Source organism: Xanthocytophaga agilis, assembly GCF_030068605.1.
In the GTDB taxonomy this organism is placed as follows: Bacteria; Bacteroidota; Bacteroidia; order Cytophagales; family 172606-1; genus Xanthocytophaga; species Xanthocytophaga agilis.
Genome location: NZ_JASJOU010000010.1, coordinates 162781 through 187721, shown reverse-complemented (window position 1 = coordinate 187721; position 24941 = coordinate 162781). Strand labels below are relative to the sequence as shown.

The following is a 24941-nucleotide window of genomic DNA, read 5'->3' as shown; positions in this document are numbered from 1 at the left end:
GGGGTATCACCAGACTACTTTCAGAAGATTATTTTTTCTTCAGATTAACTTCTACTACTCCATTTTTTCCTTTATCTCCATATTTTTTTGTCGCATTTTCATCTTTGAGTACATTAATGCTTTCTATAGTTTCAGGATCAATTTTCTTCATTTCTTCTTTTGTTATTTGTTTGCCATTCACAATATAAAGCGGAGGGTTCTTTTCATTCTGGTTTGACAGGTTAGATGGTTTGACTCGTATATCGATGCCAGAATCTTCTTTAGATCCATTTCCATGTTTGAGTGTAATGATTACAACACCATTTTTTCCCTCTTCCCCATAGTTGTCTATTGCTTTCTGCCCTTTCAATACATCAATAGCTTCGATTGTTGATTGGTCAATTTTCTTTACATCTGTTGAGGTGACCTTTTTACCATCTACAATGTAGAGGGGATCAGTTGAGATTGTAAATGTATTAGGGAATGATGTAGTTGGCCCATCTAGAGAGGCATCAGCAGAAATACTGAGAGCTGGCTTAATTTTCATCCAGATCGTTTTTTCTGTAGAAGATTGACCTGATAGAGTAATAGCTTGTGGAGGCATCTCCAAATAGTCAGGATGTTTGACAATCATCTGTACTTCGCTTTTTGGAATATTTAATGTAAAGCCTCCGTTTTTTGACGTTGTGGTACCATATGTTTCATCAACCGGATAAATAATGGCACCAACTATAGGTTTGCCTGTATCTGTATCTTTAACCCAACCTTTTAATAGGTGACCTGTTGAATGATTATTTTCTCCTTGTTTTACTGGTGTAGTTATATTATCTGAAGTCGAAGAAATGACCTGTTTAAGATCCGTAAGTGAAATGGGGATTACGGTTGTATTTCGGGCATGAACTAGTTGAAACAGAAAGAATAACCCTAATGTCAGAACTGGGAATACACTATATTTAGCATATACTCGAACGGAAGATTTTTTACGATTCATCATATGGATACGTGATTTTAGTGAAGAATGATGAAAATGACTTGTTAAAACAAAGTCAGATGTTTGCGAACTGATTTTTAGAAGACTTAACTGATAATCCTGGCTGCTGATACCTGTTTGAAGTACAGTTTGATCTGCAAGAAACTCCAGATTAAGACGCATCTGTTGTTTGTAGAACCAGGTAACAGGATTGAACCAAAAAAATATGGTATACAACTCTGCTAAAAGAATATCATATGTATGTCCCTGCCTTACATGTGCTGATTCATGTGCCAGGACTTGTTGTTTTAAATGTTGGTCCTTCAAAGAAGGAGGTAGAAGTATCCAGTTAAAAAAGGAGAACGGGCTTTCTACCTGGGTATGGATACCAGACTTATAACCATTTGCCTGCTGAAACCGACAGGATATGAGTAATCTTACTATTGCCCATACACGAATGGTGAACCATATAGCAAAAATTGCTGAGACGGCACTGTAAATGTAAATGACCCAGCTTACAAGTCCTGAAGTAGGATAATCTTCCACATATGTATTATTTCCTATATTTTTGATATGTTGTTTAACTAAAAGCCAGTAGTCCAGTGATGCACTTATGGCTGATGCACTCTTTGTTCCTGAGATTGATGCAAAGTGAAATAAATCCGTTTTTACTAAAGGAAGCAGTATGCTGAATACAAGGCCACTCAGTAAAACCCATCGTTTACTGTGATGAAATGTATCATGGCGTATTACTAGCCAATACAATCCAAAAAACATTCCTAAAAGGAAGCTGGATTTGACTAAAAAGAACAGAAAAATCATAGGTAATTCATTTAAATAAAACTGGTTTTCAGAATCTTATTGCTTTTTCTGAATCATATCCAATATTTCTTTCAATTCTTCAGCTGATATTTTATCCTGCCTGGCAAAAAACGACACCAGACTTTTGTAAGAGTTATCAAAATAACTGGCAATCATCTTACCTATAAAAGCCTGACGGTATTCTTCTTTACTTATCAGAGGATAGTATTCATAACTACCTCCATACTCTTTATGGGCGATATAACCTTTCTCTTCCAGATTGCGAATTATGGTAGAGAGTGTATTATAATGTGGCTTGGGTTCGGATATAATAGCCATAAAATCCTTGACAAATCCTTTACCTACCTGCCATACTACCTGCATAATCTCTTCTTCCTTTGCTGTTAACTTTTCCATAAAGTAAATGTAAAACTATTTTTATAGTTATCAAACTATTTTTATAGTTTTTAAACGGGATCTATAGTTTGAGTACCAAAAAAAACTGAATACCTTCTGGTCACAAACGACAGTGTAAGACAACATGGAAAAAAGTATTTTTTAAAACGCTGGTTATCTGTTTATTGCTAACACTATTTCTTTATTTTCTTTTGTCGATTTGTTTAGATGGGTTACATTTGATCAAACAGGCCATCAACACTGCAATCAACCATTAATCAATTTTATGGAGTCATTATTCACTACACAAGCAATTATTAGCATGTTTACCCTGACACTTTTGGAAATAGTGTTAGGGATTGATAACATTATTTTCGTTTCCATCATATCTAATAAGTTACCTCGGGCAAAACAAGCAAAGGCAAGAAATATAGGATTAATCCTGGCAGTGGTTATTCGAATACTGTTATTATTTGGCCTTTCCTGGATTATTGCATTACAAGATCCCTGGTTCACAATTTTTGAAAAAGATTTTACAGGTAAGGATCTGATTTTGCTGGTAGGAGGATTCTTTCTGATAGGAAAAAGTGTTTCAGAGATCCATGGTAAGCTGGAGGGAGAAGAAGAAGCACAAATGACTACTAAAGAAGCAAATGACGGCAATGCATTAGGTTGGGTAATCTTACAGATTACTGTTATTAACCTGGTGTTTTCATTTGACTCTATCCTGACTGCTATTGGTTTGGTCAAAGAAGTGCCTATCATGATCATTGCCGTGATTTTGTCATCTATTATTATGGCAATATTTGCGAAAGCAGTCAATGATTTTATCAACCGTCATCCAACATTCAAAATCCTGGCATTGTCCTTTCTGATTATGATTGGATTCTTGCTGGCAATGGAAGCATTCGGATTCCATATAGATAAAGGATATGTATATTTTGCAATGGCGTTTGCTGTATTAATTGAAATCATTAATATGCAGATCCGTAAACGAACAAAGCCTGTCAAACTGCGCAATCAGGAATTGAAAGATTATTGATAATAACTTTTCATATACATTTCCAATGCCATCAGCGAAAGTTGATGGCTTTTTTTACATCCCGAAATCCTGATTCTACTCCCTTATTTACCATAGTTCATCGGAAAGCAATGGCACAAGGAGTGAAGTGTTATTTTCTTTGTTACGCACTCAAAACAAACCGTAACTATGAAAACATTTTTTACTCTTTACTTTTTTTTGATGTCTACTAGTTGGATATGGGCTCAGACTATTATTTCAGGTAAAGTTACAGATGCTAAAAAGGAGGTGTTGGCGGGAGCTAGCGTCTATCTGAAGGGAACATACGATGGTGCCACTACTGATGGGCAGGGAAATTTTAAGCTCGCTACTGATGAGAAAGATACAGCTACCTTAATAGTAAGCTATATAGGATATGAAAATTCAGAGCAGAAGGTGCAACTAGGTAAGCCTATTACTTTAACTATCGTTTTAACTGAATCAAAAAATGCGACCTTAAATGAGGTAGTAATTACAGCAGGGGTTTTCGAAGCAAGCGATGAGAAGCGTACTACTATTCTAAAACCTCTTGATATTGTTACTACAGCTGGTGCAGGTGCAGACATATTTCGTGCTTTGCAATCATTGCCAGGTACTTCACAGGTGGGTGAACAGGAAGGTTTGTTTGTAAGAGGAGGATCTGGTACTGAGACAAAAGCTGTTATTGATGGTTTAATTGTACAGAATCCATTCTTTAGTAGCGTCCCAAATGTAGCGCAACGGGGCCGTTTCTCTCCCTTCCAGTTTAAAGGTACTGCTTTTAGTACGGGAGGCTATTCCGCACAATATGGACAGGCGTTATCCTCTGTACTGGTTTTAAATAGCAATGATCTTCCTGAGAAATCACAGATAAATGGCGGAATCAATTTTGCTAGTGTATACGGAGGATATACACAACGCTGGGAGAAAACGTCATTAGATTTTAACGGTAGCTATTTCAATGTTGGACCTATCTTGTTTAATCTTAACTCGCAAAATATAGAGTGGCACAAAGCACCACAAGGATATAGCTTCGCCTCTAATTTCCGCAAGCAGACCTCTGCGACAGGGATGTTGAAAGTATATGCAAACCTGGCAGGTAATACATTAGGTTTGACAGCACCCGATGAAACCACTGATTCAGGAAAATCTACTTTTGGACTAAAGAATCAGAATTTTTACTCGAATGTATCCTATACAGAGGCTTTTGACAAGGGAAAACTCTATATCGGATTTTCACAAAGCTTTAATAAGGATGATCTTAGACTTGATACAGCTGATGCAAGTCGTGGTGATAGTCGTACACAGGGACGCATTATGTTTACCCGCGATTTTACAAATGACGTGGCAGTCAGCGTAGGAACAGAGTTACACACCTATGAATACAAGAATCAGTTTGACGAGTACAAAACTTCCTTTCGGGATGTATACTGGGCCAACTTTCTGGAGACAGATGTACACATTACCCATAAGTTGGTAGGAAGAGCAGGTATCCGGAATGAGTATTCACAGGTTATTCATCGATGGAATGTTGCACCCAGATTATCATTGGCCTATAAGACGAGTGATTACAGCCAGATATCTTTAGCCTATGGACAGTTTTATCAAAATCCTAATCAACTCTACCTGTATATTAATAAGAAGCTGGACTTTGAAAAAGCAGAGCATTTTATTCTGAACTATCAGCGAATACGAAATGACCGCACTTTTCGGGTCGAAGCCTATTATAAGAGCTATTCTCAACTGGTCAGAGAGTTTGTGGATGAGCCATTTGATGCGAACGCCTTTCGGTTTCCATACGGGATAACAGATAACTCAGGTGGTGGCTATGCTCAGGGGTTTGATGTGTTCTTTAGAGATCGAAAAACCTTTAAAAACTCAGAATACTGGATCTCTTATTCTTATCTGGATACAAAGCGATTGTTTGCTAACTATCTGGCAAAGGTTATGCCTTCTTTCGCTTCTACGCACAATTTCAGTGTCTTGTATAAACGATATTTTTCAAAAATCAATCTGCAAGCCAATGCTTCCTATACCTATAGCAGTGGACGGCCTTACTATAATCCAAATGAGCAGGAATTTATGTCAGCCCATACTCCTGCTTATCACAACCTAAGTATGAGTTTCAACTATCTGACTAGTATTGGTGGAAACTTTACCGTGATTTATGCAGAAGTAAGCAATGTGCTGGGTACCCAGAATGTTTTTGGATATCGATATAGTGCTGATGGCAAAAATAGAATACCCACAAGCCCGCCTACTTATCGCTCAGTATTTCTGGGAGTGAATATAACAATTGATAAACTGAAAAAATCTAACTCCTAGGATCAATCCTTGACAACTATGAAAGCAGCCATTGAACGAAAAATTATCCGCTGGTTCCATATTCTGACAAGCATTCCCATTCTGGGTTATGTCTATGGACCAGTAGCCAATATACCAGAAGCAGCCAGAATGGTAAAGTGGGTTATTTTACCATTGGTTATCCTTTCCGGATGCTGGTTATGGCTGGGACATCTGGCAAGGAAATATTTCAAAGGAACTACTAGAACTTACCAGGTTTCAAGAACAAAAAGAAAAACAATCTGATAAACAACTTACACAATTATTCACTTAATCTTATAGGTACAATTATGAAAAAGACCCTTATAACTCTTTTTATTCTGATGGCAGGAATAGTAAGCACTTTCGCTGCTGATGAAAAATTTGTCAAAGCTGTTGAGGCGGCCCTCACTCAGATGAAGACAGCAAAATCGGTAGAAGACTTTCAGGCTGTTGCCAACAAATTTGAAATGATTGGTAAAAATTCAGCAGGAGAGTGGATGCCTAATTACTATGCTGCCTATTGTTATGCTAATATGTCGTTCATGGAAAATGATAGCCAGAAGAAAGATCAGTATGTAACCAAAGCAGAGAGCTTGTTATCAGAACTGAAAACAGACAATGATGAAACATATATCATGAAAGCGTATGTAGCAATGGCAAATATGTCTGTAGATGGACAAAACCGCTGGCAAACACAAGGAAAGATTTTTGAGGAGAATCTGCAAAAAGCAGAAAAAGTAAATTCAGAGAACCCCCGGATTTATTATCTGAGAGGAACAAGCCTGTTTTATACTCCTGAACCATTTGGCGGTGGTGCTAAAAATGCCTGTCCGCTTTTTCAGAAGGCAAAAACAAAATATGAAAGTTTTAAACCGACTTCTAACATTGCACCTGCGTGGGGAAAAGAATACAACGAAGAAATGCTGAAAAAATGCCAATAGAATTTTGTTAGTATCTATCTAAAACTTTTTCGGATGGACGTTTTAGTTTTTAAAACAAATGTAAAATCGAAAAACGCTCTAAGAGATATTCAGTTGCAATTGAGCCAGATCCCGGATATTCTGAAATGGAACCTGGATCTGGCTGATTGTGATAAAGTATTACGCATTGAAACCATTAGCTTATCTGCACAGAAAATTATTGATATTTTACATACATTAGGGTTTCAATGCGAAGAGCTATAACTGTGTGGATAACTTATTAATCAGATCTTAAAAATGGGGTATCAGCTATGAAAACACTGGAGGTCTCTGTTGGGCAAAAAGAAAAAATTGTGTGGGATACTAATCAGGATGCTGCTATTTCCGTTGGTGGAGGAAGTAGTGTTTTAGCAATTGTTAAATGTCCGGAGAATACTATAGAACTAAGTATAGTAGGAGGGAGCACCATAGAAATATATGGTGAATGCAAACATTTAATTGTTAAAAAAGCGACAGCCGGAAGTTATCTGAACCTAAATAGCTTTTTTTGTGAAGAAGCAACTATCGAACTGGCTGATTGGGGAGCAAGCCTGGAATTATCTGTGAGTCGCATCATTCATTCTGCATGTCTCAAGAGAGCAAGTATCCTGGTCTTTTCCGGTTCTCCACAAGTGTCAAATATCAATCTTTACGGAGGGTCTGTTATTGAACAAAGAGACAGTGATTGAATCAATTAACTAGTAGGGTATTACTAAACAACAAAACTAATCAATAGGTAGCTATGATAGCAAAGTGGTTATCAAAGGTGAAGGAGATTATAGTGCAATTCTTACTAATTCTTGCACTGGACCTGGCGTTTGGGGCTGTCACCTATTTTAGTGTCAAGAGTTTTTCGACGTTGATGGACGATCCCTCCATGGAGATAGATTTAAAGCACAGCTTTGCCTGGTTGATAACCAACAACAGTGCAGAAGCTATCATAATTTGTCTTACGCTTCAAGTATTCTCTCTTGTTGAAAAAAAAATTCGGTTTATATGGCTACGGCCCATACTGTTAGCTGTATGTATATTTGCTGTAGTGCATATGATACAGATAGCAATCTATCGGCCATACACATTTTTTCATTCTCTATTTCATTTCACCCCACTGAGTCTGATATTTGGAAGTAATATAATATTAGCTGGTTTATCAGTATATGCTTACGGAAACTATGAAAAAAGAAGAAGTCGCAAACTCAATGATCAACAATATCAGTTACTTGAACTGAAAGAACTGAAAACCAAAGCAGAACTTGAAGCATTACAAGCCAAGATAAATCCACATTTTTTGTATAACTCTCTGAATGCCATTGCTAGCCTAATCCATGAAGATCCTGACAAAGCAGAACAGATGGTTCTGTTGCTGGCAAAGTTCTTTCGCTATAGTACCAATGCAAAAAGCCAATATCTGACCAGATTAAGTGACGAAATTGAGATGGTTAAAACTTATCTGGAAGTGGAGAAGGTGCGTTTTGATGATCGACTGGAATATTTTTTATGGTTTGAGAAAGAAGAATTAAAAAACTGCCTGATTCCTCAGTTCTTATTACAGCCATTGGTAGAAAATGCAATCAAACATGGAATCTCCAAAGCAATGGGTAAAGGGATATTAGGTATAAAAGTTCTGGACAAACAGGATAAGCTAGTCATTGTCATTTTCGATAATGGAGTACCATTCCCAGAACAACTCATTACAGGATATGGATTGCGTAGCACACAGGATAAACTCAGACTGCTCATGGGAGAAGAGGCCCGAATGGAGATTATCAATGGCCGGAGTATATCTTCTCAGGGAGATGATTTTATCAATCAACCACACAAAGCCATAAAGATTACAGTTAAAAAACAATTTGGTACCTCTTATGAAAAAGAGGTAGAATCAGAGATTGTATTAACGAAAAGCAGATAAAGTCCTGTCAAATCAGTGACAAAGGAACGTTGTGAAAGATTTAATCAACAGCATACATGACTACTGTACTTATAGATGATGAAAAGCTGGCAATCAGTCGTTTGAAGCGATTGCTAGCCGAACATCAAAGCTTTATTGACATTGTTGGAGAAGCATACAATGGCATTGATGGGTTAAAAATGATAGAAGCTTTACAACCAGATCTGATATTTCTGGATATTGAAATGCCGGGTATGAACGGTTTTGAAATGCTGGCACAACTAACCTATTCACCTATGGTTGTATTTGCTACAGCCTTTGATGAGTATGCTATTCGGGCATTTGAAGAAAATTCCATTGATTATCTATTGAAACCAATTGAGAAGGAACGTCTGGAAATGACTATTCAGAAGCTACGCAAAACCTCTCCTTCGTTTGATAATCAACAGTTTTTAAAGCTGATTGAACAGATGCGTCCCAAGAAAGAAATGGTATCCATTTCTGTTAAAACGGGAGACCGTATTTTATTGCTGCGTCTGGAAGATATCAGCTATTTTGAAGCTGAAGACAAGTATACCTTTCTGATCACAACGGAAGGAAAAAAATATCTTACAGACTATACACTTACCAATCTAGAAGAAAAGCTACCCGATTCTTTTTTGCGTGTCAGCCGTTCATTTATTGTAAATTCCCGTTTGATCAAGGAAGTACAAAAACACTTTAGTGGTAAGTTTATTCTTTTTCTGGATGATCGCAATCAATCCAAAATAGAATCCGGGATAAAATATGCTGAATCTGTGAAAAGTTTGATTAACAACTAATTAAGTCTGAATAGATGAGTAAGGAAGTTGTCTGGCACCATTTGTAAAGGCTGCAAAGTATATCTTTTGCTTCTTTAAAATTGTATTAGACACCTTCAAGGTAAAACAGTTGAATAAAAGTTTACCCTATCAAAACTGTAGTGCAATAGCTCCGAGAGACAGACCTGCTGCAGACCCTGCCAATAACATTCTGGAACCTTTGACAAGCTGCTGATTATTCCATAATACCTCTAAGCCTAAAGGAATAGAAGCCGAAATACAATTACCATAGTGGGGTAACGTCAAAACTACTTTTTGGGGATCAAGATTGTAAGTGCGTATAAACAGTTCATTGCCTATCCGGCTGGTTTGGTGAGGAAGTACAAAATCATATTCTATCAGTTGTGTATGAGTCTGTTGGGAAAAATCATCCATAAAACCAGCCAGTTTCTCCAGTGTTAACTTAATCATGTGTTTTCCCTGCATCTGGAAATAGAACTCTTCAGGTACAGCGCTTATTCCCTGTTTTACTAACCCACCCGCATAGATTTTAGCATATTCAACTCCCTGCGTATAATTTTTGAAACTCGCTCCGATAGGCTGATACCCCTCAGTAGAAGAAGCTTCCAGAATTACAGCTATGGCAGCATCACCAAACAAAGAGTAGGTTTTAGGATCATTGGGATCAAGATTACGTGATGCGATTTCTGCATTAACAATTGCCACTCGCTTTAATCCTCTATATTGCAGATAGAGATGGGCAATATCCAGTGCATGCAGAAAGCTCAGACAGGTGGAATCTACATCAAAGCAGGGAGTATCGGCATATTCTGTATCAATTTGTTTTTTGATTAGTGCGGCATTGAAGGGAATCGGGTGGTCATAAGACGCCCCTGCCGCTATCAATAAGTCCAGCTCTGACAATTGCAACGAAGCTTTTGCTAAGGCTCGCTTTAATGCTTCAGCTCCTATCGAACCTACAGATTCGTAAGGATTTGCCCAGTTCCGTGTTAGTACTCCACTATTTTTTTCAATCCAGCCAGTTGGTAACTGCAAATGTTTTTCCAGATCTGTAGAATTAACCACAGATCCAGGCATGTATTTTTCTATTGCCTGTATTTTAATATTCATCCTATTGTCTATCCGGATATTCCCTCTGTTGTATTCGCTTTACTATAAGATTGCCCTGGTAACCTTTCGAAGCTTACTTCCGGGGCTAGTAGTTATTCCTTTTTGTAACTCAATTGTTATAGAGTAAACATGATTCGTCTGTAATAAATCCTCTATTCCTGCTTGTATTCTCTGTCCAACAGTATCAAAATCACCTGGGTCACAGTCTAATTCTATACGTACATGAGACTCGTCAGTCTGAACGATCCGATATGTCCGGAAGTCATTTGTCCTGCGTGCAATCATTCGACAAATTATATCCGGATAGAGTTTAACCTTACCTTCTGATGTAGTAAAAACGAGTACATCATCGGCCCGTCCTTCGATTCGCTCCAGACCCAGAAAAACAGATCCACAGGGACAGGGAGACTCTCTTTCAATCAAGATGTCGTCCAGTTCATAGCGTATTATGGGTTGTGTGCTACGTGTAAAGTCTGTAATAACAGGGTGAAATCTACGGCCTTCAATTGTTTTCTTCTCTATCAATAGGAAATCCTCATTCAGATGGATAGTCCCATGGGTGCAACTTACTCCCAGAAAACCTTCTGTACACTGATACACTTGTGTGATAGAAACGTTAAAAACAGATGAAATAAAGTGATTGTCTTCATCCTGTAGTACCTCTGCAAAAGAAATAATCTGCTTTGGAGATATATGTAGTAACCCTCTTTGCTGCCGATCTGCAATATCGGATAAAACAGAAGGTTGTGCTGCCAGAATATGCGGTTGATAGGCATTTAAATCTGCAAGTAGTTCATCAACAGGTTTGAAAATATCAAAATAGGCAAACTCAAAAAGAGATGATCGGATAGAACTGTATAGATTACTGTTTGCCCGAAGGAAGAATGCAATTTTTTGTTTTTTGAAAAAGATGGGTTTGATTACACGATTCATCACCAGTCCTACCCATTGGGCCCGTTCCTTTTCAGATACAACAAACAACCCTCGTTTTCCGCTTGTCCCTGTTGACAATCCTACAGTCAGCTTACCATATTCCGGAGAGAAGTTTCGACTTTCTTCGGCTTGCAAAGCTATTTCCATAGCTTGTTGTTTCTTGATTCCCTGCGTATTGATCTGATCAAACATCTCCATGAAAATCTGCTTGTTGATAATAGGAAAATCATCAAGCACTTTTCCTTCTTTTACAAATGTCGCATAGTAAGGCGATTGAGTTAATACCTTGGCAAAAAAAGACTGAAGCTTACGTTGCTGGTACTGTGTTAGCTCTTTTCTGGTTTTGGACTTTCTTTTGAATCGAAAGTAAAGCCAGTAATACACTATTTTTAGTTTCATGAATCTACACCTATAGCTACTTAGTTAATCTTAGCAGATTTGCCAGTAATAAAATTCATTGTTTGTGGGCAATGCGTAAATAATAGCCGTTCTTCAGGATGGTTCTTATGATATCTGTATAACTTTTCAGAACTGTCTACATAGTCTCCCCAACTATCAAAAAACAGCTTTACTCTCTGTCTGGGTAAAATCCTTTGCTGAAAAGTATCCAAACTCCAGTAGGCATCACTGGCAAATACAGTAATCCCATCTGTATGTTGTATCCGTATACCCAGCATGCCCCGGGCATGGCCAGGCAATTCTATCAGTTTTAGCATACCATCATTAAAAAGATCATACATCACCAGACCTGATGGGTGGTCAATCTCTTGCTGTGTGAGTTCTTCTATGAATTTAGTTCTGCTTACAAAGTCATCAGGCAACAAATCAGGTAATATGCCTTTTTTGACGGCAGACCATCCTTTCTTTGCTATCGCTTCTTCCATGCTTTTTCGGCTACAAATAAATTGTGAATAGGGAAAGTCTTTTACTCCTCCTATATGATCTGCATGAAAGTGTGAAAGGATAATAGTATCAATATCTTTTGCCGAAAGACCTATCTCTTTGAGTTGTTCGATGGCGGTGTCTTCTTTGTGTACAACTACTGGGGTTGCCCAGGCATATAAAGTATAGGGCATCCTTCGGGTTGCCGAATGGAAACGATCTGTGTATCCTGTGTCGAAAAGGATGTTGCCATGTACAGGATGCTGAATCAATAACCAAGTAGCATAAAAACGCACTTTTCCTCTTCTTACTTTCGGATTTACTACATGCCCATCTGACAGACAATAGCCTGACTGAAAAATCCGAAGCTTTATACCGTTTTCTGACTCTTGTACCATTCGATAAACTCATTTATTCCTTCCTGCGTCGTTTGTACAGGTTTATACCCTAAATTTTTTTTAGCCAATGAAATATCCATAGTCATAGATCTGGCCAGACTTCCAATGCCATGTTGTGTAATGGGAGGTTCTTCATCAGGTTTAAACCATTTGTATCGTTGTTCTGTGATCCAGGCAGCTGTCATCACTATCCAATACGGAAGTTTGCGCTTAATAGGCTCTAACTCCAGTTGTTGAAGTAGATTATTTAATACTTCCCATAATACTACAGGTTCGTCATTGCTAATATTGTATGCTTGTCCCATTGCCTGTTTTTGGGCATTTAATGCACAAATTATAGCCTCAATTACATTGAGTACACAGGTAATATCTCCTTTGTTGGTACCAGAACCAATGATAACCAGTTTGTTCTCCTGATAGGCTTTCAGGACCCGAGGGAAGATAACCGTATCTTCTGCCCCAATAATAGCTCTGGGGCGTAAAGCAAGTGTCTCCAGTATATCACTATTGGCAGCCAGCACCAATCGTTCAGCTTTTAGTTTGGTAGCTGCGTACTCATTGACCATTCGGTAAGGCAAAGGCTCCTGTTCAGAAATCTGGAAGCGATCGGTATAATTGAAGTAAATACTGGGTGTGGAAATAAAAACAAACCTACTCACTTTTTCTGCAATAGCAGCCTCCAGCAGATTTTGTGTTGCTATTACATTTGCCTTCTCAAAATCTTCTTTTTTGCCCCAGGGAGAAGATAAGGCAGCACAATGCACTATGGCATCCGCATCAGCCATAATCTGTCGGCAGAAAGCAACATCTGTCAGATCTCCTGGAATAAATATACATCCTGCCTGTTCCAACGCAGATTTCTTATCCGATTTACGAGATGTAGCGAGAATAGTAGCTCCGGTAAAAACAGTTGGCAAAAACTTGGCTACCCGGCTTCCCAGAAAACCGGATGTTCCAGTAACAACGATCTTTTTGTATTGCCTCACAAAAACAGACTATTGGTAAAAAGCTGTAAATGTAAGGGTTGAAGAATCTATTTACCTAAATTTGAAGAATAAAATATCCATCTGTGAGAATAGATATTTTATTCTTCTGTTATCCTATTGATGCCGGAACTGATTCTCCATCAGATATTGCCGCTCCATCTCTTTCACCATTACATCCGAACCAATAAACAAAGGACTTCGCTGATGTAAACTGGTAGGTATAACATCCAGAATTGCCTGACTGCCATTAATAGCTCTACCTCCTGCCTGCTCCACTAAAAAGGCTAACGGATAGCATTCATATAAGAGGCGCAGTTTTCCTTCTGGTTGGGTTGGAAGAGCAGGGTATAAATATATACCACCTTTCAACAGATTTCTATGAAAGTCCGCTACCAGTGATCCGATATAACGGCCACTATATCCCTGACGTTTGCATTGGTCCAGATACAACCGGACACATTCAGCATACTGATACCAGTACCCTTCATTGCAGGAAAATATGCTGCCTTGCTTCGGAATCTTCAGATCTGGGTGAGATAAGAAAAATTCACCCAGTGAGTTTTCGTAGGTAAAGCCAACTACACCATGACCTGTCGTGTACACCATCATAGTGGATGATCCGTAGAGAATATAACCTGCAGCTACCTGTTTACGTCCACCCTGTAAAAAATCTTCCATTACAGGTGCTTCACCAATAGGAGACACACGCCTGTAAATAGAGAATATAGTTCCAATCGAAACGTTGACATCAATATTGGAAGAACCATCAAGTGGATCTATAGCTACTATATATTTTCCATGTTCGTTGCCTGTCAGGATAATCTCATCGGTTTCTTCTGAAATAATGGCACAGGCTTCCCCGCCGTTTTTCAATGCCCGGATAAACCGGATATTGGCCACCACATCCAGTTTCTGTTGCTGTTCACCCTGAACATTCTGATTTCCAAAAGCACCTGTTATGTCAATAAGACCTGCTCTGTTCACTTCACGATTGATAATCTTGCCAGCCAGAGCGATATCTCTTAGTAATTGAGATAACTCACCGGAAGCAAATGGAAACTCGCTTTGTTTGCGTTTGATGTACCTGTCCAGTGTGATTCCTACCGGACTGGCAATAGCATTTTCATTTAATACTGTCATAGCATTAGAGGATTAAGAGTAGAATTACCAGATATAGTTAAATAACAGTAGGGTATCCGTTACGAAAAGCAAATACAAACCAGGGTCTTACCGATTTTGCAAGACAAGGCAATGAATTTATAGGGATAGGGTATCTAAGAAAAAATGCGGCTAATACGATGTGCTGAAGTTGCTTCTACTCTGACAGTTGCCAGTATAAGGGAAATGCAGACCTTATACTGACAGAAAAATATAACTTAGTTTTGAGGTGGCGGTAACTTGGTTGAAGTCCAGTTTACGAGTTGCCACTTTCCTTTGCGTTTCAGGTATACTACTGTATACATCAAGGTATTGGCATTTATTTTAACGCGGCCTGTCCCGATGGCTGTTGTACCAAAGGGCTGTACGTTCAATTCTTCCAGCGTTACTTTCTGGTATTCCCACTGCCCGGACAATACATGTTTAATGTAATCTGTCTTATTTTCGCGTAGTCCACTTGAATGAGTGTAGATAGCATCATCTGCATATATTTCGTTTAGTACAGCTTCTTTTTTATTGGTTTGAGCATCAAATCGTCTATTTTCCAGAGATGTAATTTCATCTTCTATTTTAGTCTGTGCCATCAGCAGTCCCACAGAAAAACATAGCAGAAAGGTCAGCAAAAAATGTTTCATACGTAGTTTATTTTAAAGTATAGTGTACATAATATGTCTGGAATTTTATTCCATATAAAAAACTTCTTCTAACGGTTTGGTTACAGGTGAGTTATCCGGATTTGTTTCCATAATATCTGCCATAAATGCCCACCATTTTTGCACAATGGGGTTACTTCCAAGCTGTTGAGAGGAGGCATTGCCGTCTATCTCCTGTACTCCGAATAAAGTATGTGTCTCTTCGTCCAGAAAAATAGAATAGTTGCTGATTCCAGTTTCCTGAAGTAGTTTCTTTAATTCAGGCCAGATAGCATCATGTCGTTTCTTATATTCTTCCTTATAACCCGGCTTCAGATACATTTTAAAGGAGACACGAGACATACACAACTATAGATTAAATGAGACTATATATTTACTTTTTCCATCTTAGGGGCAAAGAGGTGCATGAATCCCCAGGCTATCAGATAAGCGAGTCCACAGATTACAAAAAGGATATTGTAGCCAGTTGTAATGTTGCCTAATGCTTTATAATGATCCAATAGCTGGCCAATGATATAGGGGAATACGAAACCACCCAATGAACCTGCCATACCACCAATACCTACCACAGAGCTAACGGCTTTCTTCGGAAACATATCTGAAGCCGTTGTAAAGATGTTTGCACTCCATGCCTGGTGAGCAGCTGTAGCCAGACTTAATAAAGCCACTGCCTGCCAGATATTTGTTGTAAACTGAATCGCCATAATAGGAACTACGCACAAGGCAAAGAATAACATGGATGTCTTACGGGCTTTGAATACCAGCCAGCCTTTTTTAATCAGATAACCAGACAGGTATCCACCTCCTATACTTCCTATTGAAGCAAAGGTATAGAGTGTTGCCAGAGGCAATCCGCCCTTACTGATATCAATATTAAAAGAAGCATTGAAGTAGGCTGGCAACCAGTACAGATAAAACCACCAGATAGGGTCAGTAAGTAACTTTCCGAATACAAATGCCCAGGTCTGACGGATTCCAAACAGCTGAATCCACTTTACAGGTTGCTCATGCTCTGTTTGTCTCTCTTCTACATCTGAGTTAATATAGTCGTATTCTTCCTGGGTAAGTAGCTTGTGTTTGGAAGGTTGATAATACAAAAACCACCACAAGATAAACCACACAAATCCAATACCACCTGTGATGATAAAAGCTGCCTTCCAGCTATATACACCCAGTATCCAGGGAACCATAATGGGTGTAATCACCGCTCCAATATTAGCACCAGAGTTAAATAATCCAGTCGCAAAGGCTCTTTCTTTTTTGGGAAACCACTCAGCTACTGTTTTGATAGCAGCAGGAAAGTTTCCACCTTCACCGAGGCCCAGCAAGGCTCTGAATACACCAAAACCAAATGTACTGGTGGCTGTAGCAGTCAATACTCCGGCTAAGCTCCACCATATGACGGATACCGCATATCCGATTTTAGTTCCAATCTTATCAATGATGCGGCCAAATACCAGCAAGCCGGTTGCATACGCAGCTGTAAACGCCATTACCAGGTAGCTATAATCTGTTTCTGACCATGTAAACTCCTTCTCAAGGGTTGGCTTTAATAAGGCAAAAACCTGCCGATCCAGATAACTGATGGTTGTTGCAAAAAATAAAAGTGCCACAATAACCCATCGGAAATTTCCAACTTTGTTTTGCTTATTCAGGCTGCGTGGTTCGACTTGACTGGTTTTCATGGTTTATTTCCTGGATAAAGATTGAACAAAACTCATAATTTCTGCAATACGTTTACTCAGGTCATCACTGGACGAACTATCCGTTGTTGTAAATAACTGAGACCCCAAGCCTGCACAAAGAATACCTGAACTAAACCATTCCTGTAAATTCTTCTCATTGGGTTCCACCCCTCCTGTTACCATCAGATTGGCATCAGGCATTGGCCCTTTGACTGCTTTTATAAATCCTGGGCCCAGCACATTTCCTGGAAATATTTTTACCACAGCGGCACCCAATTCACGTGCATGAAAGATTTCGTTTAAAGTAGCCGCAGCAGGAAGCCATGGAATAGAGTGCTTATGGCATACGTCCGCTACTGCTGCTGTCGTAACAGGCTGCACAACAAAGTCAGCTCCAGCCTGAATGAAATATTCGGCGTCTTCTGGTTTATAAATCGTTCCAATCCCCAGTAACATACCCGGACATTGCTCTGCCACAAACTTTTTAAGTTCCGGAAATACTTCTCTTGCTTTTTCGCCTCTGTTGGTATATTCAAATGCTCTCATCCCTCCTTCATAACAAGATTTCAGGATGTTTTGTGTATACGCTAAATCTCCATGATAAAAGACAGGAACAAGAGGGTACTGTCTGAGTACGGCAATAATATCTGTTATAGACTGGGTTAACATCAGCTGTAAGAGTTTAATATTTTTCAAAGCCATTCTTCTACTCGAAACAAACTGAAGAAGTGCTAATGGATTTGTTTTGTATAGGTTTCTTTCTTTATTAGCTCAACAAGAGCCTCTTTTACCGGATAAATGGCATATAATTGCTTATCGTACCAGACGTCCTGAGGTATTACCTTTCATAATCTGCTCTATTTCAGGAACAGTTGCCAGATTTACATCTGCTTCAACTGTATGCTTCAATGCAGAGGCCGCTACTGCAAAGGTCAGTGCATCCTGCATGTTTGTATAATGTATGGAACCATAGATAAAGCCGGCCATAAATGCATCGCCACCACCAATACGATCTACAATTGGATTGATGTCATATACAGGCGTTTCCAGATACTCTTTCTGATCATAGGAAATGCCTTTCAGTTTATTGTAAGAGGCACTCAATGTTTCCCGACGGGTAGTAATAATCTGTTTGATATTCGGAAAACGTTTCATTACCTGACTGGCAATAGAAACAAAGCTATTTGCTTCGTTTGCATCAGGTACAATATCCAGAATATCTTCAGCATCCTGTTCTGCACATACAATCAGATCACAACCCGCAATCAGATCAGGCATTACCTCTTTCACTGTTTTGCCATATTGCCACAGGTTTCTCCGGTAATTTACATCGGCTGATACTTTCACCCCCAGTTTACGGGCTACCCGAATTGCATCCGCACAAGCCTGAGCAGCAGAAGCAGAAATCGCCGGTGTAATACCTGTCCAGTGAAACCACTGTGCATCCTTTAAAATTTCTTCCCAGTTAAACCATGCCGGATCTAAATTGGCAAATGCTGAGCCAGCCCGGTCATACACAATTTTGCTGGCACGCATAGACGCACCTACTTCCAGAAAGTAAAGCCCCAACCGATCTCCTTTAAATACCATATCTTTGGTATCTACACCATACTTCCTGTAAAATGCTGCTGCTGCGTATCCCAGGTCATTATCTGGAAAACAGGTAACGTGGCTTACCGGAATACCCAGGTGTGCTAACGATCCTACTACGTTGGCTTCCCCACCACCGTAGGTAATATTTAAGTGTCCTGCTTGAATAAACCGGCTATTTAACGGAGCCGATAACCGCATCATGATTTCTCCGAAGGTTACAACTTTTTTCATTTTAGAATTGGAAGTACTGTTTTGCATTATAATAACAGATATTCTGGATTATTTGGCCAATCCAAGGAATATCGTTTGGTAATTCGCCATTTTCGATGTCATTACCAAATATATTGCATAAAATTCTTCGGAAATACTCGTGACGCGGATAAGATAAAAAGCTACGTGAATCGGTGAGCATACCCACAAAACGACTCAGCAGTCCCATATTGGAAAGGGCATTCATTTGTTTTTCCATGCCATCTTTCTGATCCATAAACCACCAGCCTGACCCAAACTGGATTTTACCAGCTATAGAACCATCATTGAAATTACCAATCATGGTGGCAATCACTTCATTGTCTCTTGGATTGAGGTTATAGATGATCGTTTTAGCTAACTGATTTGCGGTATCCAGTGTATTCAGGAATTTAGCCATGGCACGGCCTTGTTCAAAATCACCAATAGAATCCCATCCGGTATCTGGTCCCAGGGTTTTCAGCATACGGGAATTGTTATTACGTAAAGCCCCAATGTGAAACTGCTGTGTCCAGCCTTTCTCCCAATCCCATTGGGCAAAATAAATCAACATAGCAGACTTAAACTTCAGCTTTTCTGTCTGGCTTAGCGTTTCTCCTTTTCGTAATCTTTCAAAATATCCGTTTATCTCAGAATCCGTGTAATCTTCTGCATAGATCTGTTCCAAACCATGATCCGACAATTTACATCCCATCTGACCAAAGAAGTCATGGCGTTTTTTCAAAGCATCTAAATACTCATCTAGCGTAGTAATAGAGGTATTGGATACAGCCTCTACTTTGGCAACATACTCATTAAAACTAGCTGTATTGTCTACATTCATAGCCTTGTCTGGTCTGAAAGTAGGCAACACCTTTACTTCAAAGCCACTCTTTGCAATTGCCTGATGGTACTCCAGCGAATCGGTTGGATCATCAGTAGTACAAAGTGCTTCTACATTCATCTTTGTCAGCAGGTTCCGAACAGAGTATTCCGGAGTAGGCAGCAGATCACTACAGGTTTTGTAAATAGAAGCTGCTGTAGTAGGGTTTAAAACTTCTTTGACACCAAAATATCGCTGCAATTCCAGATGAGTCCAGTGATACAATGGATTTCGCATTGTATACGGGACTGTCTCTGCCCACTTTTCAAATTTCTCGTAATCAGATTTATTCCCGGTGCAGTAACCCTCATCTACTCCATTGGTACGCATCGCTCTCCATTTGTAATGATCGCCATACAGCCATATCTGTGTAAGGTTTTCAAATTTCTTATCTATCGCTATTTCCTGAGGAGGCAAATGGTTATGATAGTCAATTATAGGCATTGACTTGGCAAAATCATGGTATAATTTACGTGCAGTAGCAGTTTGTAACAGAAAATCGTCGTCCAGGAAACTTTTCATATTAATCTAAACGGTGTATAGAATGCAAAAGACAATGATACACCTCTTTTTTTAGGAATAAAATTATTTCAACTATGTTGTGTACTTTTTTTATAAGCTGTAAAATATACCTGAGCATTATTGACTGGTCAGAACGTTTTTAGGAAAAAATGAAAATAAAACGCCTCTGACACCTTTTTCCTGCATCTGAATTAAAAATTCGGTTACTTTATCTGCAAACCCAGGCAGTGTAGTAAGATCTGTTTCCCAGAGATTGGTATTTTTCAAGACTGTGGTAACTAACTGTTCAGGGCTCGCATTTTTCCATACCTCATAGAAATAGGAAGCATGACTATCTTTAATAGGATAGAATGTACCATGTGCCTGTCCAAAATATGTATCGTTTTCTTCTTTTACTGGTTTGGTAAAGAGCAGATACGCTGCAAACCCCAGTGAAATATAAGGAGGGGGAGTGCCGAAGTTTTTGTAGTACTGTAACAAGACCGGAATATCCCGCATAATCATCTTGGACGTATATTCCATGGTAATGTTAATCCAGCGATGTTCGATAAATGGATTGCGGAAGCGATCCAGCACCTGCATGCCAAAACGCTGAATAGCTTTTTCAGAAATAGAATAAGGAATACTAGTTCCGATTTCTCCCAACATCAAATTGGAGATAAAAGCTGACATATTCTCGTCTGACATGGCTTCCTTTACTGTTGTAATGCCACTCAGAAAGGCCAGACCACAACTAAGTGTATGCGTTCCATTGAGCATACGAAGCTTTAATTCGCGAAACAGCTCAATATTCGGCTCTATAATCACGCCTTCATCTGCCTGATGAAAAGAGAGAACAGAACGAATATGTTCATTTCCTTCTATAGCCCATAACCGATATACTTCTGACATGGTAAGCAGATCATCCGTATAGCCTAGTTGCTGAGTTATCTGCTGGCGGGTTGCCTCATCCGGTTTTCCAGGGACGATACGGTCGACCAGAGAATTACAACAAAAGTTAGAGTTTTCCAGCCAGTCGAGAAACTCTGTTTCCAGATTATTCCGATGTGCTAGTTCAAACAATATAGACTCAAGCTTTTTACCATTGTTGGGAATCAGCTCGGTTGGGACAATCACCATTCCTTTGGCAGGATCTCCGGCAAAGGCATTAAATCTTTCATATAAAAATGCCAGTAGCTTACCGGGAAACGAAACAGGAGGTGATTGCCGGATATCATCTTGCACCAGCTGAATACCTACTTCTGTGGTATTGGATACAATCACCTGTAGTTCCGGGTTATGAGCACATTCCAGTATCTGCTGCCATTGTGTTTTTGCAGACAATACCCGACTGATAGCAGAGCAGACTGTATTGGTTTCGATCTGGGTTCCGTTATCTATACCTCTTACACAAAGCGTGTATAGGTTATTCTGCTCGTCAAAAGCAGTAGCATCACCCGAGTCGGTAGACTTTACAACCACAATCCGACCATTGAATATACCCTGGCGATTGGCTTTATCAATCAGGTAGTCAGTTAGACCCCGCAACAAAACGCCTGTTCCGAATTGAAGCACTTTTTCCGGTAGCTGAAGCATATCAGGAGTAGGAACAAGCACATTAGGGTTCTCTTCGAGCAGAGGCAGCAATTTTTCAGCTAAACGGTTCATGATTTACGGTTTTTAGTTCTTTTGCCTGGATTTATTTTTTAGAGGATTCCATTTTCCATCGAAGGTCCACTCCGGGGTAATCTGTTTGAGAGAAACAGAGGCGGTTTGCAGATTGTCTGCATGCCAGATAAAGTCTCCTCCTTTGCGGTGACAGTTATAATAGTAGACCCGCTTACCCCACTGTAACGGCTTGGGTGCGGAGGTTACCCAATAAATGTCTGCATCAGCCATTGTTTCTGCAAACTGGCAGTTGATCAGATAAAATTGTGCTTCTCTGTGAAATCGTCCGAGTTTAAATCCGGGATCACCTTCAAAGACACAATCTTTCAGTACTGTTTTGCAGGAGGCATTGCTGGAACCATCATGCCAGATAGCGGCATTCAGATTATGACAAATAAATCGACACTCCTCAGCATACGCCCAGCCACGGGGACAATAAAAGTCAACATCGCCTTCCATGGTACAATTCTGAAAATAGTACATTCCTGCTTCTACATCCCAGGGACTCACTGTATCTCCACCACCTGCCCGTAAGGTGCAGTTTTTGAAGACAAGGCGGATAGCTCCCGGAAATGACCGCATGGAAAACTGATGACCATTTTTACGAACTATCTTTGAACCTTCCGGTTCGTTCGCTTCACGAGGTAATGCATAGGCTTTTTTAGTACCACTATTTTGCCCGGATTCACCTACACAGTTTACAACAGTATCTTTGGTTGCTGTAAAACCGTATGTATTCAGTATGGTAAGGTTCTCAAAAGTCAGATCATGCCCTTTTACATTTACAGTGGCTGCACCCCAGTCATCCGGGTTGGCGCAACGCCAGACATCTCTAGGTAATGACGTTTGGATAATCACCCCTTTCTCGCTCTCCCCCTGTAAACGCACATAGGATCGGGTAATAAACAGCTTCTCATTATAGACACCATTCTTTATAAAAACTACGCGTTCTGTTTGAGAAAGTGTATCCAGACTGTTGATGGCGTCCTGGATATTTCGAAATTTACCGGAGCCATCCTGAGCAACCACTATCCGTTGTCCACTAGCACTACCCATTATCCCACATAAAAGCAATACCATGCATAAAAATCCTTTCATGAGTCGATCTTGTTTTGACGATGTGCAGAGGGCACTGCTTATTTTTTAGCTATAGAACTATTGCCAGACAACAGCCAGGCAGATAAATTTTTAGCCGCCTTAAAGTTTTCATATTCCATAGGGAGGCGTTTGCCATTCAGGTATTCATTGTAGATCCAGGGATCTCCCAATACGAAGACTTTCCCTTTTCCCACATTGGCAACTGCCATCACTACATCTCCTCCTTCTGACAAGATAGATTTAGCAGGAGCTTTTACAGACAAAGTCAGAAGTTCTTTGACAAAGATTTTTTTAGGATCTTTGAAGATGGGATGGTTGGCTGGGATATCAAATTTACCTTGCTCAAACACATCGTTTTTGACCATGTTGCGGCTTTTGCCTGTAAACTCGATCCCGAAAGCTTTGGTTAATGTATTAAAGTGTTTCCATTCTACATTCGCCGTATCATTGGCCAGAAGTACAAGCGTACCACCATTCTTTACCCAGGCGCTGATCGTATTTACATGCGAAGGCTGAATGTAGTTGGGATTGGCGGTTTCTTTGGGTGTATCAGGGTCTACAATAATATAGACATCTACATTTTTAAGATTAGCAGCAGAAGGTGCGTCTGGTATAGCAACGGTCTGGCTGCCGTACTCCTGGAATATGTTACCCCATAGCGAATAACCAGAATCTTTGGGATCATCCCAGGTATAGTGGAAACGTTCTGTTTTACCTTCTTTTGTTTTGCGGTATTCGTTATTGAAATAATAATCCAATGCTACTGTTTTGCCTTTGCCTACAGACAGATCTGGTGCAATTTCCATCTCGATACTTGCCATGATAAAAGGGCCAACACCTTTCAGATCATCTTTGCGTATGCGTTCGCTGAGGTAGTATTCGTAGCTTCCATCACGATATGGATCTCCACCTAGTCCACTTACAGATACAGTCTTCTCCAGGTGAATCATGCCTTTGTCATCTGTAGAAATGAAATTCTTCAGAATGCCTTCATATCCTTTGCGGGCATTAACCATAAACGAATCTTTCAAATAGCCCATCCGAACACCTTTAGCCAGAGCATAGACAAACATACAAGAGCCAGAAGCTTCCATGTAGTTTCCTTTGCCTGTAAGTTTATCTGTTACCTGATACCATGCCCCTTCTTTAGGGTCCTGGTATTTGATAACAGCAGTCATAAGGCGATCCAGAATAGGGATTAGTTCTTTACGGCGTGGATGATTGGCAGGGATATAGTCCAGTACATCTACTAATGCCATAGCATACCAGCCCATGGCACGGCTCCAGAAGTTAGGAGACTTTCCGGTTGCAGGATCTGCCCATTTCTGTTCCCGACTTTCATCCCATCCATGATACAGCAAACCTGTTTTCTCATCGCGGGCATTTTGTTCCATCCATACAAACTGATTGATGATGTCATTGAAATTGTCAGGCTCATCAAATAAAATGCTATATTCTGCATAGAAAGGCTCAGCCATATACAAGCCATCCAGCCACATCTGGTAAGGATACCGTTTTTTATGCCAGAATCCCCCTTCTTTGGTTCGTGGCTGGTTTTTTAGCTGCTGACGAAGTACCTGAGCAGCAAGTTTGTATTTTTCCTGACCAGTTTGCTGATACAACATCAGTAGAGATCGTCCCGGAGTGATATGATCACTGTTATACTCATCCATTTTATAGGTTCGGATGCTACCATCCTCCATCACAAACCCATCAATTATTTTCTTGATATAGCGATAGTAGGCGGCATCTCCTGTACGGAACCACACTCTTTCCACAGCTTTCAGAAATAAACCTTCTTCATAGTTCCAGTTAGCTCTTCCTCCGGGATAGGAAATCGAATCTTTATTGGCATCCATTATGCTGGTTGTCATTCGTTCTGACCAGGTGGGTGTCTGTGCCATTGCAGATACAAAAAATCCCAGCATGCAATAGCATATCAGAAGTTGTTTTTTCATGAGAAGGTCATTTATGGGTTTGTACTTTG

General features: G+C 39.7%; 24 protein-coding genes. 8 read left to right on the top strand and 16 right to left on the bottom strand.

Features of this window, described 5'->3' with window-relative positions:
* Positions 1-28 precede the first annotated feature (28 nt).
* Complete coding sequence (locus QNI22_RS25575) at positions 29-1771, bottom strand: M56 family metallopeptidase (RefSeq protein WP_314514979.1); 1743 nt, start codon at positions 1769-1771, stop codon at positions 29-31.
* A gap of 36 nt (positions 1772-1807) precedes the next feature.
* The gene (locus tag QNI22_RS25570) at positions 1808-2167 is read right to left on the bottom strand and encodes a BlaI/MecI/CopY family transcriptional regulator (protein ID WP_314514976.1); all 360 of its coding nucleotides are present in this window, start codon (positions 2165-2167) and stop codon (positions 1808-1810) included.
* 265 nt (positions 2168-2432) lie between these two features.
* Between QNI22_RS25570 and QNI22_RS25565 the strand changes: the two genes are divergently transcribed.
* From QNI22_RS25565 to QNI22_RS25530, 8 genes are all read left to right on the top strand, one after another.
* Positions 2433-3188 (top strand): TerC family protein, encoded by a 756-nt coding sequence (locus tag QNI22_RS25565; RefSeq protein WP_314514973.1) that lies wholly within the window; start codon positions 2433-2435, stop codon positions 3186-3188.
* Between the two features lie 168 nt (positions 3189-3356).
* Positions 3357-5510, top strand: a complete 2154-nt coding sequence (locus QNI22_RS25560; protein WP_314514971.1) for a TonB-dependent receptor — start codon at positions 3357-3359, stop codon at positions 5508-5510.
* Positions 5511-5528: 18 nt separating this feature from the next.
* The gene (locus tag QNI22_RS25555) at positions 5529-5774 is read left to right on the top strand and encodes a hypothetical protein (RefSeq protein WP_314514970.1); all 246 of its coding nucleotides are present in this window, start codon (positions 5529-5531) and stop codon (positions 5772-5774) included.
* Between the two features lie 44 nt (positions 5775-5818).
* Positions 5819-6451, top strand: a complete 633-nt coding sequence (locus tag QNI22_RS25550; protein WP_314514968.1) for a hypothetical protein — start codon at positions 5819-5821, stop codon at positions 6449-6451.
* A gap of 33 nt (positions 6452-6484) precedes the next feature.
* A complete protein-coding gene (locus tag QNI22_RS25545) occupies positions 6485-6694 on the top strand; it encodes a hypothetical protein (RefSeq protein WP_314514966.1) in 210 nt (69 codons plus the stop codon).
* A gap of 47 nt (positions 6695-6741) precedes the next feature.
* On the top strand, positions 6742-7158 hold the full coding sequence (locus tag QNI22_RS25540) for a hypothetical protein (protein ID WP_314514965.1): 417 nt from the start codon (positions 6742-6744) through the stop codon (positions 7156-7158).
* A 53-nt stretch (positions 7159-7211) separates the two neighbouring features.
* Positions 7212-8378 (top strand): sensor histidine kinase, encoded by a 1167-nt coding sequence (locus tag QNI22_RS25535; protein ID WP_314514963.1) that lies wholly within the window; start codon positions 7212-7214, stop codon positions 8376-8378.
* A 56-nt stretch (positions 8379-8434) separates the two neighbouring features.
* The gene (locus tag QNI22_RS25530; protein ID WP_314514959.1) at positions 8435-9178 is read left to right on the top strand and encodes a LytR/AlgR family response regulator transcription factor; all 744 of its coding nucleotides are present in this window, start codon (positions 8435-8437) and stop codon (positions 9176-9178) included.
* A 129-nt stretch (positions 9179-9307) separates the two neighbouring features.
* Here the strand turns inward: QNI22_RS25530 and QNI22_RS25525 are convergent, their stop codons facing one another.
* The 14 genes from QNI22_RS25525 to QNI22_RS25460 form a co-directional block, all read right to left on the bottom strand.
* The gene (locus tag QNI22_RS25525; RefSeq protein WP_314514958.1) at positions 9308-10288 is read right to left on the bottom strand and encodes a 3-oxoacyl-ACP synthase III family protein; all 981 of its coding nucleotides are present in this window, start codon (positions 10286-10288) and stop codon (positions 9308-9310) included.
* Positions 10289-10330: 42 nt separating this feature from the next.
* The gene (locus QNI22_RS25520) at positions 10331-11620 is read right to left on the bottom strand and encodes a F390 synthetase-related protein (protein WP_314514956.1); all 1290 of its coding nucleotides are present in this window, start codon (positions 11618-11620) and stop codon (positions 10331-10333) included.
* Positions 11621-11640: 20 nt separating this feature from the next.
* Positions 11641-12501 (bottom strand): MBL fold metallo-hydrolase, encoded by an 861-nt coding sequence (locus tag QNI22_RS25515; RefSeq protein ID WP_314514954.1) that lies wholly within the window; start codon positions 12499-12501, stop codon positions 11641-11643.
* Positions 12474-13487, bottom strand: a complete 1014-nt coding sequence (locus QNI22_RS25510; protein ID WP_314514952.1) for an NAD-dependent epimerase/dehydratase family protein — start codon at positions 13485-13487, stop codon at positions 12474-12476. The genes QNI22_RS25515 and QNI22_RS25510 overlap by 28 nt, the downstream gene beginning before the upstream one ends.
* 114 nt (positions 13488-13601) lie before the next feature.
* Positions 13602-14627 (bottom strand): class 1 fructose-bisphosphatase, encoded by a 1026-nt coding sequence (gene fbp / locus QNI22_RS25505; RefSeq protein WP_314514950.1) that lies wholly within the window; start codon positions 14625-14627, stop codon positions 13602-13604.
* 236 nt (positions 14628-14863) lie between these two features.
* Entirely contained in the window at positions 14864-15280 is a 417-nt protein-coding gene (locus QNI22_RS25500; RefSeq protein WP_313976765.1) for a nuclear transport factor 2 family protein, read from the bottom strand.
* Between the two features lie 45 nt (positions 15281-15325).
* On the bottom strand, positions 15326-15640 hold the full coding sequence (rhaM, locus tag QNI22_RS25495) for an L-rhamnose mutarotase (RefSeq protein ID WP_313976766.1): 315 nt from the start codon (positions 15638-15640) through the stop codon (positions 15326-15328).
* Between the two features lie 23 nt (positions 15641-15663).
* On the bottom strand, positions 15664-16983 hold the full coding sequence (locus QNI22_RS25490; RefSeq protein ID WP_314514949.1) for an MFS transporter: 1320 nt from the start codon (positions 16981-16983) through the stop codon (positions 15664-15666).
* Between the two features lie 3 nt (positions 16984-16986).
* Positions 16987-17652, bottom strand: a complete 666-nt coding sequence (locus QNI22_RS25485; RefSeq protein WP_314514948.1) for a beta/alpha barrel domain-containing protein — start codon at positions 17650-17652, stop codon at positions 16987-16989.
* Between the two features lie 144 nt (positions 17653-17796).
* Complete coding sequence (locus QNI22_RS25480) at positions 17797-18807, bottom strand: PfkB family carbohydrate kinase (RefSeq protein WP_314514946.1); 1011 nt, start codon at positions 18805-18807, stop codon at positions 17797-17799.
* Between the two features lies 1 nt (position 18808).
* A complete protein-coding gene (gene uxaC / locus QNI22_RS25475) occupies positions 18809-20209 on the bottom strand; it encodes a glucuronate isomerase (protein WP_314514944.1) in 1401 nt (466 codons plus the stop codon).
* Between the two features lie 117 nt (positions 20210-20326).
* On the bottom strand, positions 20327-21856 hold the full coding sequence (locus tag QNI22_RS25470) for a tagaturonate reductase (RefSeq protein WP_314514942.1): 1530 nt from the start codon (positions 21854-21856) through the stop codon (positions 20327-20329).
* Between the two features lie 12 nt (positions 21857-21868).
* Positions 21869-22954, bottom strand: coding sequence for a pectinesterase family protein (locus QNI22_RS25465; RefSeq protein ID WP_314514940.1), 1086 nt, complete (start codon positions 22952-22954; stop codon positions 21869-21871).
* A 38-nt stretch (positions 22955-22992) separates the two neighbouring features.
* Positions 22993-24912 carry a DUF4350 domain-containing protein gene (locus QNI22_RS25460; protein ID WP_314514938.1) on the bottom strand — a complete coding sequence of 640 codons (1920 nt, stop codon included), beginning with the start codon at positions 24910-24912 and terminating at the stop codon, positions 22993-22995.
* Positions 24913-24941: the final 29 nt, after the last annotated feature.

What these genes read in the sequence shown, in the direction of transcription:
- QNI22_RS25575 (WP_314514979.1), bottom strand. Translation starts at nt 1,771, where the DNA reads ATGATTTTTCTGTTCTTTTTAGTCAAATCCAGCTTCCTTTTAGGAATG.
- QNI22_RS25570 (WP_314514976.1), bottom strand. Translation starts at nt 2,167, where the DNA reads ATGGAAAAGTTAACAGCAAAGGAAGAAGAGATTATGCAGGTAGTATGG.
- QNI22_RS25565 (WP_314514973.1), top strand. Translation starts at nt 2,433, where the DNA reads ATGGAGTCATTATTCACTACACAAGCAATTATTAGCATGTTTACCCTG.
- QNI22_RS25560 (WP_314514971.1), top strand. Translation starts at nt 3,357, where the DNA reads ATGAAAACATTTTTTACTCTTTACTTTTTTTTGATGTCTACTAGTTGG.
- QNI22_RS25555 (WP_314514970.1), top strand. Translation starts at nt 5,529, where the DNA reads ATGAAAGCAGCCATTGAACGAAAAATTATCCGCTGGTTCCATATTCTG.
- QNI22_RS25550 (WP_314514968.1), top strand. Translation starts at nt 5,819, where the DNA reads ATGAAAAAGACCCTTATAACTCTTTTTATTCTGATGGCAGGAATAGTA.
- QNI22_RS25545 (WP_314514966.1), top strand. Translation starts at nt 6,485, where the DNA reads ATGGACGTTTTAGTTTTTAAAACAAATGTAAAATCGAAAAACGCTCTA.
- QNI22_RS25540 (WP_314514965.1), top strand. Translation starts at nt 6,742, where the DNA reads ATGAAAACACTGGAGGTCTCTGTTGGGCAAAAAGAAAAAATTGTGTGG.
- QNI22_RS25535 (WP_314514963.1), top strand. Translation starts at nt 7,212, where the DNA reads ATGATAGCAAAGTGGTTATCAAAGGTGAAGGAGATTATAGTGCAATTC.
- QNI22_RS25530 (WP_314514959.1), top strand. Translation starts at nt 8,435, where the DNA reads ATGACTACTGTACTTATAGATGATGAAAAGCTGGCAATCAGTCGTTTG.
- QNI22_RS25525 (WP_314514958.1), bottom strand. Translation starts at nt 10,288, where the DNA reads ATGAATATTAAAATACAGGCAATAGAAAAATACATGCCTGGATCTGTG.
- QNI22_RS25520 (WP_314514956.1), bottom strand. Translation starts at nt 11,620, where the DNA reads ATGAAACTAAAAATAGTGTATTACTGGCTTTACTTTCGATTCAAAAGA.
- QNI22_RS25515 (WP_314514954.1), bottom strand. Translation starts at nt 12,501, where the DNA reads ATGGTACAAGAGTCAGAAAACGGTATAAAGCTTCGGATTTTTCAGTCA.
- fbp (WP_314514950.1), bottom strand. Translation starts at nt 14,627, where the DNA reads ATGACAGTATTAAATGAAAATGCTATTGCCAGTCCGGTAGGAATCACA.
- QNI22_RS25500 (WP_313976765.1), bottom strand. Translation starts at nt 15,280, where the DNA reads ATGAAACATTTTTTGCTGACCTTTCTGCTATGTTTTTCTGTGGGACTG.
- rhaM (WP_313976766.1), bottom strand. Translation starts at nt 15,640, where the DNA reads ATGTCTCGTGTCTCCTTTAAAATGTATCTGAAGCCGGGTTATAAGGAA.
- QNI22_RS25490 (WP_314514949.1), bottom strand. Translation starts at nt 16,983, where the DNA reads ATGAAAACCAGTCAAGTCGAACCACGCAGCCTGAATAAGCAAAACAAA.
- QNI22_RS25485 (WP_314514948.1), bottom strand. Translation starts at nt 17,652, where the DNA reads ATGTTAACCCAGTCTATAACAGATATTATTGCCGTACTCAGACAGTAC.
- QNI22_RS25480 (WP_314514946.1), bottom strand. Translation starts at nt 18,807, where the DNA reads ATGAAAAAAGTTGTAACCTTCGGAGAAATCATGATGCGGTTATCGGCT.
- uxaC (WP_314514944.1), bottom strand. Translation starts at nt 20,209, where the DNA reads ATGAAAAGTTTCCTGGACGACGATTTTCTGTTACAAACTGCTACTGCA.
- QNI22_RS25470 (WP_314514942.1), bottom strand. Translation starts at nt 21,856, where the DNA reads ATGAACCGTTTAGCTGAAAAATTGCTGCCTCTGCTCGAAGAGAACCCT.
- QNI22_RS25465 (WP_314514940.1), bottom strand. Translation starts at nt 22,954, where the DNA reads ATGAAAGGATTTTTATGCATGGTATTGCTTTTATGTGGGATAATGGGT.
- QNI22_RS25460 (WP_314514938.1), bottom strand. Translation starts at nt 24,912, where the DNA reads ATGAAAAAACAACTTCTGATATGCTATTGCATGCTGGGATTTTTTGTA.